The sequence below is a fragment of the Pseudomonas sp. SWRI51 genome (assembly GCF_014268825.1).
Lineage (GTDB): Bacteria > Pseudomonadota > Gammaproteobacteria > Pseudomonadales > Pseudomonadaceae > Aquipseudomonas > Aquipseudomonas farsensis.
The window spans coordinates 1-12,833 of sequence record NZ_JABWRG010000040.1 but is presented as its reverse complement, the minus strand read 5'-3'; the positions used below and the strand labels follow the sequence as shown (position 1 = coordinate 12,833).

At 61.2% G+C, this 12,833-nt stretch carries 14 protein-coding genes; 4 read left to right on the top strand and 10 right to left on the bottom strand.

Annotated elements, in window-relative coordinates; genetic code table 11:
- Position 1: 1 nt before the first annotated feature.
- The 6 genes from HU720_RS13605 to HU720_RS13580 form a co-directional block, all read right to left on the bottom strand.
- A complete protein-coding gene (locus tag HU720_RS13605) occupies positions 2-643 on the bottom strand; it encodes a hypothetical protein (protein ID WP_186520448.1) in 642 nt (213 codons plus the stop codon).
- Positions 640-1,446, bottom strand: coding sequence for an SDR family oxidoreductase (locus HU720_RS13600; RefSeq protein WP_186520447.1), 807 nt, complete (start codon positions 1,444-1,446; stop codon positions 640-642). The genes HU720_RS13605 and HU720_RS13600 overlap by 4 nt, the downstream gene beginning before the upstream one ends.
- A complete protein-coding gene (locus HU720_RS13595; protein WP_186520446.1) occupies positions 1,433-2,113 on the bottom strand; it encodes an iron-containing redox enzyme family protein in 681 nt (226 codons plus the stop codon). Before HU720_RS13595 ends, HU720_RS13600 begins: the two co-directional genes overlap by 14 nt.
- Before the next feature lie 8 nt (positions 2,114-2,121).
- On the bottom strand, positions 2,122-3,588 hold the full coding sequence (locus tag HU720_RS13590) for an AMP-binding protein (RefSeq protein ID WP_186520445.1): 1,467 nt from the start codon (positions 3,586-3,588) through the stop codon (positions 2,122-2,124).
- Entirely contained in the window at positions 3,578-4,255 is a 678-nt protein-coding gene (locus tag HU720_RS13585) for a thermostable hemolysin (RefSeq protein WP_186520444.1), read from the bottom strand. The genes HU720_RS13590 and HU720_RS13585 overlap by 11 nt, the downstream gene beginning before the upstream one ends.
- 319 nt (positions 4,256-4,574) lie before the next feature.
- Positions 4,575-5,990, bottom strand: coding sequence for a hypothetical protein (locus tag HU720_RS13580; RefSeq protein WP_186520443.1), 1,416 nt, complete (start codon positions 5,988-5,990; stop codon positions 4,575-4,577).
- A 291-nt stretch (positions 5,991-6,281) separates the two neighbouring features.
- On the opposite strand from HU720_RS13580, the gene HU720_RS13575 reads away from it, so the two are divergent.
- The gene (locus HU720_RS13575; protein WP_186520442.1) at positions 6,282-6,896 is read left to right on the top strand and encodes a LysE family translocator; all 615 of its coding nucleotides are present in this window, start codon (positions 6,282-6,284) and stop codon (positions 6,894-6,896) included.
- Here the strand turns inward: HU720_RS13575 and HU720_RS13570 are convergent.
- Both HU720_RS13570 and HU720_RS13565 read right to left on the bottom strand, forming a co-directional pair.
- Positions 6,874-7,569, bottom strand: a complete 696-nt coding sequence (locus tag HU720_RS13570) for a metallophosphoesterase (protein ID WP_186520441.1) — start codon at positions 7,567-7,569, stop codon at positions 6,874-6,876. The genes HU720_RS13575 and HU720_RS13570 overlap by 23 nt on opposite strands.
- 70 nt (positions 7,570-7,639) lie before the next feature.
- A complete protein-coding gene (locus HU720_RS13565) occupies positions 7,640-8,149 on the bottom strand; it encodes a DUF2867 domain-containing protein (protein WP_186520440.1) in 510 nt (169 codons plus the stop codon).
- A gap of 97 nt (positions 8,150-8,246) precedes the next feature.
- On the opposite strand from HU720_RS13565, the gene HU720_RS13560 reads away from it, so the two are divergent.
- Entirely contained in the window at positions 8,247-8,987 is a 741-nt protein-coding gene (locus tag HU720_RS13560) for a carbon-nitrogen hydrolase family protein (protein ID WP_186520439.1), read from the top strand.
- Positions 8,984-9,226 (top strand): hypothetical protein, encoded by a 243-nt coding sequence (locus HU720_RS13555; protein WP_186520438.1) that lies wholly within the window; start codon positions 8,984-8,986, stop codon positions 9,224-9,226. Before HU720_RS13560 ends, HU720_RS13555 begins: the two co-directional genes overlap by 4 nt.
- 1 nt (position 9,227) lies before the next feature.
- Here HU720_RS13555 and HU720_RS13550 read toward each other — a convergent pair whose 3' ends face one another.
- Both HU720_RS13550 and HU720_RS13545 read right to left on the bottom strand, forming a co-directional pair.
- Complete coding sequence (locus HU720_RS13550; protein WP_186520437.1) at positions 9,228-9,728, bottom strand: methylated-DNA--[protein]-cysteine S-methyltransferase; 501 nt, start codon at positions 9,726-9,728, stop codon at positions 9,228-9,230.
- Positions 9,729-10,554: 826 nt separating this feature from the next.
- Complete coding sequence (locus HU720_RS13545) at positions 10,555-10,788, bottom strand: hypothetical protein (RefSeq protein ID WP_186520436.1); 234 nt, start codon at positions 10,786-10,788, stop codon at positions 10,555-10,557.
- Positions 10,789-12,401: 1,613 nt separating this feature from the next.
- Here HU720_RS13545 and HU720_RS13540 point away from each other — a divergent pair.
- Entirely contained in the window at positions 12,402-12,749 is a 348-nt protein-coding gene (locus HU720_RS13540; protein WP_186520435.1) for a metalloregulator ArsR/SmtB family transcription factor, read from the top strand.
- Positions 12,750-12,833 lie beyond the last annotated feature (84 nt).

Here is a 12,833-nt window from a genome sequence, read left to right as displayed (position 1 = left end):
TTCAGTCCTGTTTGTCCTTGATGGCCTTGAGTAAAGCATCGATATCGGCGCGCCGACCCTGATCGGCCAATTCACGCCCTGGCCGTGGCGGAGCCTGCAAGGCTTTCTGCAGGGCGGCAGTTGCTTCAGGGTAGTGCTTTTGCCGGAACAAATGATCAGCCCAGAAATAATTGCTGTCGATACCGCTGGGGTTGATCTGCAAGGCTTTGCGCAGCAACTTGTCGGCCATATCGGCATCGCCGAAACCGATCGGCCAGCCGGGCACCTGGTCGTATAGTGTGCCCAAGCTGGTATAGGCCGAGCCCTGAAGCGCATTGGGGTCCAGTTTCATGGCCTGCTCCAGGCTGGCCTTCGCCGCTTTGACTTTGCTAAGTGCTCCGATGCCGCCGGTGGCGCCCGCCCAGCTGCTGTTGATGATGCCTTCCCAGATCAGTGGCTCTGGTGTGCCTGGGTATTGATGCGCGAAATCCGCTGCGTCACTCGCCAGCTTTTCGAATGCGTCGGCACGCTTGTCCTTGGGTAACTGGTACTGGATCTGCGCCCAGCGCTGTTGCAGATCACTCAGGTGCTGCGTACCTGCCTGGTCCAGTGCCCAGGTAAAGGGGGCAAATACTAGCAAGCTAGCGATAAGCAGTCGCTTCATTTGATCGATTCCTTGGAATGGCTACCGATGTAGCGGCGGATGACAGGCAATTGTTTGCGCAGTGCTCGGTCGACCACACCCGGCAACATGCCGTTAATGCGCACGAAGAGCTTCTCCGGCCAGCCCAGATAAAGTTCGCTGCGCTCGGACTGCATCGCCTCGAGCACTGCACGGGCAACATCCGCCGGGTCGTCCATACCGACTTTCAAGGCCTGATTGAGCGCTGTTGCAGCGCTGCTGTTCATTGTCGTGCGCGTCGCCCGGGGCGCTGCATAGAGCACATTCACCGTGGTGTCGGCCAGCTCGCGGCGAAGTGCTTCCGAGAAACCGCGCAACGCGAACTTGCTGGCGCAGTAGGTGGCATAGCCGGGGTAGCCGATCGAGCCATAGGTGGAGCCGACGTTGACCACCAACGCCTTGGGTTGGGCGCGCAGCAACGGCAGGCACGCACGGGTCAATTGCAGAGGGGCCTTCAGGTTGATGTCCAGCAACTCGTCGAGTGCGTGCTCGTCCAGTTGGTCGAGCAAGGCGAAGCGGTTCACCCCGGCAGCGTTGATCAGCACATTGACGCCCCCCATTTCACGGGCCCGAGCGACAACCTGCTCGCGCCCTTCCTGAGTGCGAAGGTCGGCGGTCTGCCAACGCAGCCGGTCCGGGTAGCGGTTCATCAGGCCGGCCAGCTTGCCCATGTGCCGACTGACCGCCAGTACCCGGGCACCGGCTGCGCACAGTTGTTCGGCCAGTTCCAGGCCGATGCCACCACTGGCACCGGTGAGAATCACCACGGATTCAGGCAAGCGCATGGCGCACCTCGTGCTGCCCGGCGCGTGGCAGGGTTTGGAACATCTCGGTGTACAAGCGGTAGACGACCTTGGCAGCGTGGATGACGGCTTGCTGGTCATCCTCATCATCAAGGCGATCCATCAGTTGCTTGTACGTCACCATGTGGTCCTGGTCGAGCGCACCATGGGAGCTCAGGTAGCTGAAGGCTTTGTCAGGCAAGGCAAGCGTACTTTGGATGGTGCCCGCAGCCTGGGTCGCCAAGGCGATGCTGGTGCCTTCAAGCACATTGACCATGCCGAACAGCCCGGCCGGGTTGCCGCGGGCGATCAAGTCATAGAGGTAGGCGACCATCAGCTCGATCGATTGCGCTGGTCGGCCATCACGTACGGCCTCCCAGTTGCCGCCGCAGGCCTTGATGTCGTTGAGGATCCACTGCTCGTGGCCGTACTCCTCTTCGATGTATTCGCATACCGCGCCGCGCAGCCACTCCAGGCGCGAAGGCAGGCGCGAGCCACAAGCCATCATCAATGGGACGGTGTGGCGCACATGGTGATAGGCCTGGGTCAGAAAGGCGATGTAGCTGTCAAGGCTGACCTGGCCGGCCAGCGCGTCCCGAATGACCGGCACGGCGAACAGCGCCTGACGTTCCTGAGCAGTTTGTGTTTGCAGGGTATCGAAAAAGGACATGGTCAACCTCACAGCGAAATGTCGGATAACAGGGCGTGATAGCGCTGCAGGATCGCCGCGCGTCGCGGGCGGCCGTTGGCAGTCAGTGTTTCGTCGCGGGCGCTCAATGGAGCGCTAAGACGGCGCCAGGTATGCACCTGGGCGTAATCGGGCAATTGCGCGTTGCTGTGTTGTACGGCCTGCTCGATGGCCTCGTCGCTGGCCGTGGGGTCCAGTGGCCAGAGCAGTGCCAGGTTGCGCGGCAGGCCTTCGCCATGCACGAACGCCTGGGCAATCACGCCGCCCTGGGTGAGCTCGGACTCCACCCACTCCGGGTTGACGTTACGCCCGAAACTGGTGATGAACTGGTGCTTCTTGCGCCCGTCGAGGTAGAGGTAGCCCTCTTCGTCGAGGTGACCGAGGTCACCCGTAGCCCACCACTTGTCGGTGACCTGCGTGTCCTCCAGGTAGCCCAGCAAGGTCGAGCCGGCCACCAGCACCTCGCCATCCCCCGCGATGCGCACCTGCACATGGGGCAACGGCTTGCCAACGCTGCCAGCGCGCACGGCCCCTGGGCGGTTCAGCGCCACCACCGAGGCGCACTCGGACAGCCCGTAACCCTCGAACACCGGCAAGCCCACCGCCTCGGCCCGGGCCAGTAAGCTGGGTGATACGCGCGCGCCGCCCACCGCCACGAAGCGCAGCGGGCCAACACCGATGAGCCCGCGCTCGATGGCAGTGACCAGCCCCATCAGCAGCTGCGGCACAAGAATCAGGCTGTGCGCGCCACTGAGCGCGATGGCCCCCAGCAAGCGTTTGAAATCCACCTGGCTTGCCCCGCCCATGCCCAGCTGTTGCTGCGGGTAGAGCTGGACGCAGGCGCCCGCCATGAGTGCGGCGTACACCCCCAGGTTCTCCAGCAAGACACCCAGCGGCAGTACGGCCAGATAACGCTGAGGCTCGACTGGCCGGCTGGCCGTTTCCAATTCACGCGCCACCCGCAGCATGGCCTCAGCCCCCAGGCACACGCCTTTGGGTGCTCCGGTGCTGCCAGAGGTGTAGGTGATCTTCGCCGTGCCCGCCGGCATCGCAATGGCGCCGTACGGGCGCGTCCAAAAGCCCTCTGGCTCATGCTGGACAAAGCCCTGCTCTAGAAGCTGGGCCGTCCATGGTTGTTCGCACAGAACGATGGTGGCACCACTCTGCCTCAGGCAGTGGCGGAACTGAGCGGCGCTGAAGAACGACGGAACGATCACGCAAGGGCGCTCGGCAAACAGTGCCGCCAGGTCCCAGAACAGCACTTCAGGCCCGTTATCCAGTACCACCACGAATGCACCCGGTGGCTGACTTTGCAAACGGGCGATACGGCACTCAACCTCGTCGAGAAATTGCCGGTAGGTAAAACGCCGAACCGGGCCCTGCACAGCTATAGCATCAGCTTCATGCTCGGCACGCTGGAGCAGCAAGGCCCTAAAGGCGCTCAGTTCATGCCGCATTGCCTGCCTCCTGGGCTAAGCAGGGAAACCCAAAGCGCTGAAATACACCCGCGCGAGTCAGAGCATCAAAGCCAAAGCCGATGTTGCCTGCGAATACCTGGGGGCGTTGATCGTAGTAGCGCCCCCACTGGTCCATCTGGCCCTGTAGACGTTCCGGGTCGGCCGCGGCCAATACCGTGGGCATCAGCCCCAGCCGCTGGAAACTGTTGATCAGCGTCGCAGCGCCCGTGAATGTGACCCACTGAAGACCACGCATGGCCAACAACCACGTCACGGCAATGATCATTATCCGTGCGCTACCGGCGCTGAGTGACGCCAGGTTGCCCACTTCAACCATGCATGCCCGGTCCAGAGAAGCGCCGGCAACCTGCGAGATGGCCGCCTCTATAGGCGCATCCAGATATCGCTCCAGGAACAGAGGGCCATCGCTCGCCGGTCGCATGCCAGCGGCCGCGATCAGTCGGCCATGGCTATCATGTAGTGCCAACAGTTCTGGCAAGTAATGCTGCACATCTGCCTGATGCACAGTGGCAAAGCACTGGTGGATGAACTGCTGCAAGCCTTCGCGTGCAGGATCCCCTGCCACGTGGAGCGTCAGGTTCGCGTTATGGTCGGCATGGCTGCCAATGGGTAGCGGGAGCAGATTGCTCCAGTGAGGCTGGGTCATGAAACTCCCCCCGTTTTGGTTCGACGGAGGGATTATCGGGGCCGAATCTGAATGGAATCTGAAGTCGAACAGCCCAGGGCGTTTGTGACTATCGTACGACGCGTAGAGAGAACGGATTGCCTACTGCAAGGGCTGCGCATTCACTGAACGTCTGCTAACGGTCCAGACTGTGTGAATACGCGGTAAATTCATCAAAAAACCACAGTCAAGCTGACTGCCTGTGGCTCTTAGTCCAAGTTCAGCCCGGCACTCCCCTAAGCCATTAATTTTAATAGTCATCACCCCATAATCTGTTGGCCGCCGACGGGATCAAACGTCATCACCGCTGGCCTGCGCCCACATGTTGCTGCGCCGGCGGCGCTATCGGGCGGGCCTTGGCCAATGCGCGCAGCGCGATGTCGCGGCGCGCCAGCAACGCGACCAGGCGGCGCACTTGCGGACGCAATGCACCGGCGTAGAGCGCACGCAACTGAGCCATCTCCAGGCCACTGACCTGCATCAGCCAGGCAGTGATCGCCGACGCGCAGCGGCGCCCTTCCAGCGCTCGGTGCAGGGCAGGCAATGCCACCAGCATGCCAGGGTGGCAACGCACCAGAAACAGCTCCAGGCGCCGCCCCTGATCGGAAAACGGCGCGAACGCCTGACAAACCAGTTGCTCGATGGTTACGCCGAGCGCGTCTGCCAGACGTTCCTGGGCATCCTCGCGCAGTGGCTGCGGCCATTGCACCGGCAAGTGGGCAAACTGCTCGACCACCGCACGACTGCCAGCGCGATAGCCGCGCTGCTCGATGAACTGTGCGTACAGCCCGCGCAGGTGTGCCAACGGCACGGGGTCGAACAGCCCAGCGGGGCCGTGCACTTCACACGGGAGCACCTTGACCCGCCCGAGCATGCGGTCGAGCAGGTCGTCATTCTCCAACTGCTGCAGAAACCCCTCTAGCGCTATCACCTGAAGTACCTTGGCGTCCTTGCGCAGGGCCATGGGGGCAGCGCGCTGCAGCGGCAAGGCCAGCAGGTTGTGCAGTTGCATCAGGCCTTCTGCCAGCACCCCTACACCATGGGGCAAGGCATCGGCGGCGCCACCGGTAATCGCCCGCAGGCAGTGCCGCCCCCAAGCCATGAAGCGGTGCCGCTGTGTCGTCGGTAGCACGGTAAACAGTGCGTCGACACCGGTGCCGGCGTGGAGGGCCTGGTCCAGTACTGTTGCCAGCTCCAGATAAGCCCGTGCCCCCAGTAACGCTTCAGGGCGGCAAACACCCAGGTGCCCGAACAGCAACCAGGCGTTGCGGGCGACAGCACGTTGCTCCGTGGTGGCTACCGGACGGGCGCTGTAGGGCCCAATCTGCCCAGCGTCGGCACGCAGCAACTCTACGCGCGAGTCATCCTCCAGAAACAGCGCGCCGAAGCAGCGGTCGTGCAGGGCCAGCGTGGTGCTGTCGAGCCCCGGCAAACGCGCCACCAGCACCCGCAGCAGGAAGCTGCGGCCATAGCGCTTGGCAAGGCTCAATTGTGCTGCCCGCAGGCAGGCCAGCAAATGCGCGCTGCGGCGGTCGGCGCCTAGCAGCACCATGGCGCGGAACTCGCTGATCTTGCCGGGCCCGCCGGCGATCACCAGCATCCGCTGCATCAGCAGGTGCACAGACGCGCGTTGCGCCTGGGTCATATGCTCGAGCAGGCGTTCGAGCACCTGCTCGCGGACATGGTGCATGGCAAGGTCGTGGATATTGTCGTTCATGTGACCACCTTTCCTTCCTGGATGGGCTTGCATCGAAGGTCAGAGTTTGCCAGATGAAGATAACCCTCAAGTTGAAGGAAATTTCCGAAAATGCTGAAGGATTGTGGGAAATGAGGGGGTAAAGAGGCGGGAAGTTGAGCTTGTTAGTGGCTGCTTTGCAGCCCATCGCGACACAAGGCCGCCCACACACTGACCGCGTCGGGGCACTGAAAAGCGCCGCGCAATAATCTTCAATACCTCGCGCGACCTGCCCCCCACACTGCGGCCTCTACCACTACCAGAACCCGCACCATGAATCAGTTCCTGCTCATCGCCCTCGCCCACTTCCTGGCCCTGCTGTCACCCGGGCCTGACTTTTTTCTGATTGCCCGCACTTCGGCCAACGCCGGTTGGCGCGCAGCCAGCGGGGCGTGCCTGGGCGTCGCGTTGGCCAATGGCCTGTTCATTTGCCTGGCTTTCGCCGGCGTATCGGCACTGCGCGAGGGCAGCGCGCTGTTCATCGTCCTGCAACTGGCCGGTTGCGCCTACCTTTTATATATCGGCCAGTTGTTCGTGCGCTACGCCGGCTGCAGCAGCCTCACCGGGGGCAGCGCCCATGCCGCTCCCAGTAGCTGGCTGGCAAGCCTGGGCATGGGACTGGCCTCGGGCATCCTCAACCCGAAGAACGCGCTGTTCTACGCAAGCCTTGCAAGCCTCGTGGCCGGGAGTGCCACCTGGTTGCAGGTGGCGTACGGCACCTGGATGTTCAGCGTGGTGCTGGCCTGGGACCTGCTGGTGGCGCTGGCTATCGGTAATCAGCGAGTGTTGCACCGCTTCGCCCAGGCCTTGCCTTGGCTGGAACGCGCCTCAGGCGTGCTGCTGATAGTGCTGTCAGGTGCCATGCTTATACGTCTGGCGCTGGGCTGAGCAGCTCCAGTGAGGCAATGTCCAGCAGGCTGAAGCAACCACTGCTCCAGCCGCCAGTGTCCAGGTGCCAGACGTTGCCCAGTACTTTCATCTGCACTACCGCCGTGTGGCCGACCAATAGCGCGCGCAACCCCCCCACCGGTTGGCTGTCGCCTTCTTTCAGCCGGCGGCGCGACCACTGGCAAACCTCACGGGCCGCAGGGTCGTCGTCGTGCAGCAGGCTGTCACGCAGCTGCGCCCAATCGCTGAAAGGGCTGTCAGCATGCAATAACCCGACGGGGCCGTCAGCGGTGGCTACCTCAAGGGCAATGGGCAGGTTCAGGAATGCCTCCACGAACGGTTCCTGCTCCTCGGCCGGCAGGTCGAGAAACCAGCCACCGCCTGCCGCCCGATACATCGCCGGGTCAAGCCGACCGCCGCGCGCATGGCTGATAGCCAGTGATTCGTGGTTGCCCTGTACCGCGTAGAACCACGGCTGTGCCAGCCACTGCAACGCTTGCGGGCTGTGCGGCCCACGGTCCACCAGGTCGCCGACGCTGAACAACCGGTCTACCTCGGGGTTGAAACCAACGCTGTCCAGGCATTGCTGCAAACGCTGGAAGTGCCCATGAATATCCCCCACGGCCAAGTCTCGCCCGCGAGTGTTGGCGGTTACCCGCCGAAAACGGCTCATTGCATCGACCCTCTGTGACGGCCTGGCGGCAGGCCGTACCTGTTGCACAGCATGGCACAGGGCTCACGGCTCAAGCGCGCAACCGACGCAGGGCGATTGGCGCGATCAAACGATGAAAAGGCGCTACCGGCAGCATATACAAGCGCCCCAGCCAATTATGGGTGCGCACCACAGTGCTCACCAGCACCTGGCACTGACCGTTCGCGGCCGGCTGGCGGGTCAGCGCGATGTGCACGTCCAGATGGCGGTCGCAGTCAGCCAGCAGCACCTCGCTGTCAGTATTGACCAGCAGTGTCCAGATACCGACCCGCTCGCCCGGCTGGTAGCTGGCCGGTGCGCGGCTGCGGTCGATTGCACTCAGGCGCCCGAGGTTCTTCAGCCCGACCAGGCGCACCAGCCGGTTGCGCAGCACCATAAGGCCGTCGATCCAGCCCGGCATGCGGGTCATGAGTTGCAGAAAGTACCCCATCGCGGGCATGTCACCGGCCGCCAAGGTGATACCCCGGCAGTGACGAAACTCGGCCTGGGCTGCGTGGGGTGTTATCAACGAATCGGCGGGAATGGCCGTAGCGAAGGTCATACAGGTCTCCATCCTTGGAATAGGCGACTTCGTGCTGGTGAGGCGATTGTTCCGATTGTATCCTCGAACACCCCACGCACACCAAGGATGGAATCCCGTGAAGCTCTGCGCCGTACAACTGGCCTCGCACAAGGGCGACCTGGCCGGCAACCTGCACCGCCACTTGCAGGCCATGGAACAGGCAGCGGCCCACGACGCCGAGCTGGTGGTGTTCCCTGAACTGTCCCTCAGTGGCTATGAACCCACCTTGGCGCAGCGCGTTGTCACCGCCGCTGATGACGTATTGCTCAGGCCATTGCAGGCGCAATGTGACCGCCTTGATGTAACCGCAGCCATCGGCCTGCCGATGCCCGCCGCTGCTGGCGTGCACATCGGCATGCTCATCCTGCGCCCGCGCCAGGCGCCTTTGCTCTACGCCAAGCAGCGCCTGCACGCCGACGAGTTGCCGTTCTTCGTGGCCGGTGCGCAACCGCTGGTATTTGCCGCCGGCGCGCTACAGATTGCCCCGGCGATCTGCTACGAGTCGATGTTCATCGAGCACGCCCACAGCGTGCGGGCACTGGGCGCAGAGCTGTATCTGGTCAGCGTGGCGAAAACCGCCAAAGGGGTCGCCGAGGGGTTTGCCCACTACCCCAAGGCGGCGCGCCAGTCGGGTATGGCGGTGTTGATGGCCAACTGTGTGGGGGCGGCCGACAACTTTATCGGCGCCGGCCAGTCGGCGGCGTGGGATGCCCAAGGCAACCTGCTGGGCCAGCTGGATGAACACAGCGAAGGCCTGCTGCTGCTCGATACCACCCGCAACAGCGCCCAGGCCTTTGCGCTGGAGTTCGCCCCATGAGGTATGTGCTTGTGGTGCTGGCAAGCTACGCCAGCGCCTGGTATGTGGTCGGCCTGTTGATTCGCGGGCAACTGGCGGATATCGCCGAAGGGCTGCGCCATCAACATGACGCGCCGCCGCCTGGGCAATACCTGCGTGAAGTGCAGGCCCATGCGCGCCAAGCCCAGCGCACCTACAGCCTGCTGGCCGGCAGCGTGTTGGCAGTGTTGCTGGTGCTGCTGTGCGCCTGGCTCGGCTGAGCTACAGGCCCAGCGCCAGGCTCTGGCGCCCTTCCAGGGCCAGCAGGTACTGCTTGGCCGGCAGCCCGCCTGCAAAACCGGTCAGGCTACCCGAGGCGCCAATTACCCGGTGGCACGGCGCAATGATGGAAATGGGGTTGCGCCCATTGGCGGCGCCAACGGCACGCACCGCCTGAGGGTTGCCGATGCGCTGGGCGATATCGCGGTAGCTGCGCGTCTCACCGAAAGGAATGGCCAGCAGCGCCGCCCACACCTGGCGCTGAAACTCGGTGCCGACAAAGTCCAATGGCAGGTCGAAGGTGCGGCGCTGGCCTGCAAAGTACTCGCCTAGCTGGCGTGCAGTTTCACGCAGAACGGCATTGTCGTCGTCACGCTCAAGTTCGCCCAGGCGAACACGGTTTTCACGCTCGGTTTCCCAGAGCACCGCCGCCAGGCAGGCACCGCGGGCCACCAGGGTCAGGGTGCCCACAGGCGATTGCATCAAGGTGAAGGTGCAGGGCATGGCAGTTTTCCGGGGCGACGGGCCCCGCACTTTACCCCCAGGTGCGCCGCTGCGCGACCCCACCCATCACGCACCCACTGCAAAGCATGCCCCAGCTATGCGACAATGCCGCCCAATGTCCGGCCTCAACCCCCGCATTCATCGCCCAACAGCTAGGTCGCAGCCTGCATCGCTGCTGTAGACACTCGCCCAAAGGCCAACCCAAGCTCCCACTGGAGCGAGCCGTGAGCACTCGGGCTTCCTGAGCCATGGCCGCGTAAGTTACTGATAGGTAAGCGCTTTGATCTCCACCGCGAATATCACCATGCGCTATGCAATGGGGTATGGCGGGTGGAGATGTGTTGATTTTGCTGGGCGAAATACCCCTCACCTACCCACCGAAACGCAAAGGTTGGTACGCGGATTGGTCCGGCGGACATTTCCTAGGTCTGATGCCGTTCAGGCATAACCCCCTCCCAGTGCGAACTTGGCAGCGGTTTTCAAGACCGTATCCAGAACCCAGTAATCTCAACGTCTGTGCCCAAGAATCGATTCCAGATCAACTAATATATGGCACGGCTACAGGCCGTATGCTGCAAGGGCTGCCGTTTCAGTTTTGGAACCGATTTTTGGTCACACCCTCCAGTTATGCAGTAGTAAGGTGGAAAACCGCTCTCGGGCCACTTCTGATGCAACGCAGGGTTCGGCCTTGATGGCCCCATCCTCGCCACTACTGTCATCTCCCGTCGCCCGCGACTGGGCGTTTCCTAAGCTGCCTGGCAAGAACATTGATTTCCCCTTCGACGCTTCTTTCTCTTGGGCTTTCCCTTCTTAGGCCCGAGCGATTTCAGCTTTCGCCATCACGAATAGTGACCCTCACTCCCGTTTCCACGATCTCGTACTCGCCTTCAGAGAGCCTCCTCACAGCGCCGCCTGTACGGATTTCGAAATGCTTCAACCCGTCATGTCGGATCATCCCCCTGGAGGATCTCTCAACGACCTCGTCCTGGTATATGTTGATCACGTACTCTAAATTATCCGTGCCAACTCCAATTATATTCCCAACATATTTGTCTGCCATGTCCGAACACCTGCGTGAACTGTCAAAGTAGTTGGATCCCAACCGAGTGCTTCTCGATCGATTCCTTAGACCTCAATTCAATGATAGACACGTTCTCTCCCGCGCCCCGGAACGACGCGGATGTGAACGGTGGCGTGGTCACATGAAGACGCTGAAGCCGGAGATCTGGGCCCAAGCCCTTCCCACCAACTCAGCATTAGCGAAGTAACAATCGACCCACCCAGTAAACAGGTGCCCACACGGCGCCAAGTGCTGACGTCTTTTGCGAACACCACGAAAAAAGAGCCCGCCGAACCCTCCTCACAACTGTAGAGAGGTCTAGCTGGATAAAGGCAGCACCCAAGCCGGCGCTTTCAAGTACCACTGTCACTGCGAGAGCGCCGGTACTTGGTTTGGCCATAGAAAACTGCTCCCTATATAAAAGTCCGATATTCGAAGGACAAAAAAACCGCCCTTAGGCGGCTAGCTGCTTAACTATCTGCGGAGGGCAGTCCGTAGGGCGCGTCATGAGCTCAAATGTACCGATTACGACTGAGCGTGCTTCGCTTTAGAGTCGGAATCACTGACCTTACCGTACCGACTGTAAAGCTCCGCTTTGGATGCTCGCTCGATTAGTGAAGATTTCTTTTCACTTCCGCTCGCGCCCGGTGTAGATCCTTCACCGCGGTTGCCCGAGGGGTGCTCGCCTTGATGTGCTTGTTTATTCTTCATAAAAACCTCGTGTGAGCTCTGATTTGAGAGCAATATTTGATAGTGAACATATTCAGAGGCCACTTCAAATTAGAGATTCAATTTCGATCTCAGTGATCCCTCTGCTTCGAGCTGGCTCATCAGGTTAAAGCCCAAAGAATCGTCAGCCTCACCACAGCCTGCACGCTTTGGGCGTTGCGCCCCCGCTCCTTGTCCCGATTTCGCAGGTGGTCCTAGCGAAGCTTTTGGCGCGCATAGTAAGCGGTATTGGGCGCGCGCGATCGATCCGGCGGCACAGGCCCCTCATTAGACATTGTATCTAGATCGATATAGTCGTACCGATCTTTTGGAGCAACCTTATCCAAGCGCAGAACTTCTGCAATGCCAAGCCCTTTATCTTCTGCAGGCGTAGCGTCCGGAGAAGCTCTCCCTGGAACATCACTATCAATAGGCATAAAAACCTCTCAATAACCCAGAAAATCTGAGCTGCTTTGAGTATGCGCGCTGCATTACTTGAAAAGTTTTATATCAGACCACCGGCAAAACTTAAATCTCGACAAGACCTTGAATAATAAGTTCAAGGCCGCTCAGGCCTCCTGCCGGCCTGGCGATGCCTCTCAACTGAATTTACCCGGCGAGCATGGGCCGACTGCGGCCAGCCCTCATTACCCACCATCCATCCCACCGATCCCTGCGGAGAGCTGCTTTCGCTGAGCCATTCACCGAGCTGAATCGCCCCTCGATCCGTAAACAGCTTTGAGCGTCCGCTTTTGGCCGATAGCTGCCGCCTAAACAGTCTTTCTACCCTTTCCCCGGACTTGAATCGACGCGTATCGACTCATAGCGGACGTTCAGACCAGGCGTCCTTGCGAATTACATATGGAAAAACGTATATTCGATAATCCATATGTATTGGTACTGCCATGATCACCCCGCCTGATGTCTTCAAGTGCCTATCCGACGAGACCCGTGTTCGCGCCACCCTGTTGATCGCTAGCCTCGGTGAGCTATGTGTCTGCGAACTGATGTGCGCGCTGAACGACAGCCAACCCAAGATAAGCCGCCACCTCGCGCAGCTGCGCAGCAATGGTCTGCTGTTAGATCGTCGACAGGGTCAGTGGGTGTACTACCGCCTTAACCCGGAGCTTCCCGCCTGGGTGCATGAAATGCTGCAGGTGACCTTGCAGGCCAACTCAAAGTGGTTGGCAGACAACTCGCTACGGCTGCAGAACATGGACGGCCGCCCCGTCCGTGACGCTGCTTGCTGCTGACCAACATCGAGCGAGATCCTCATGCTGATCGCCATTGCTGTTTTTGTCTTCACCCTCATCCTGGTCATCTGGCAACCGAAGGGG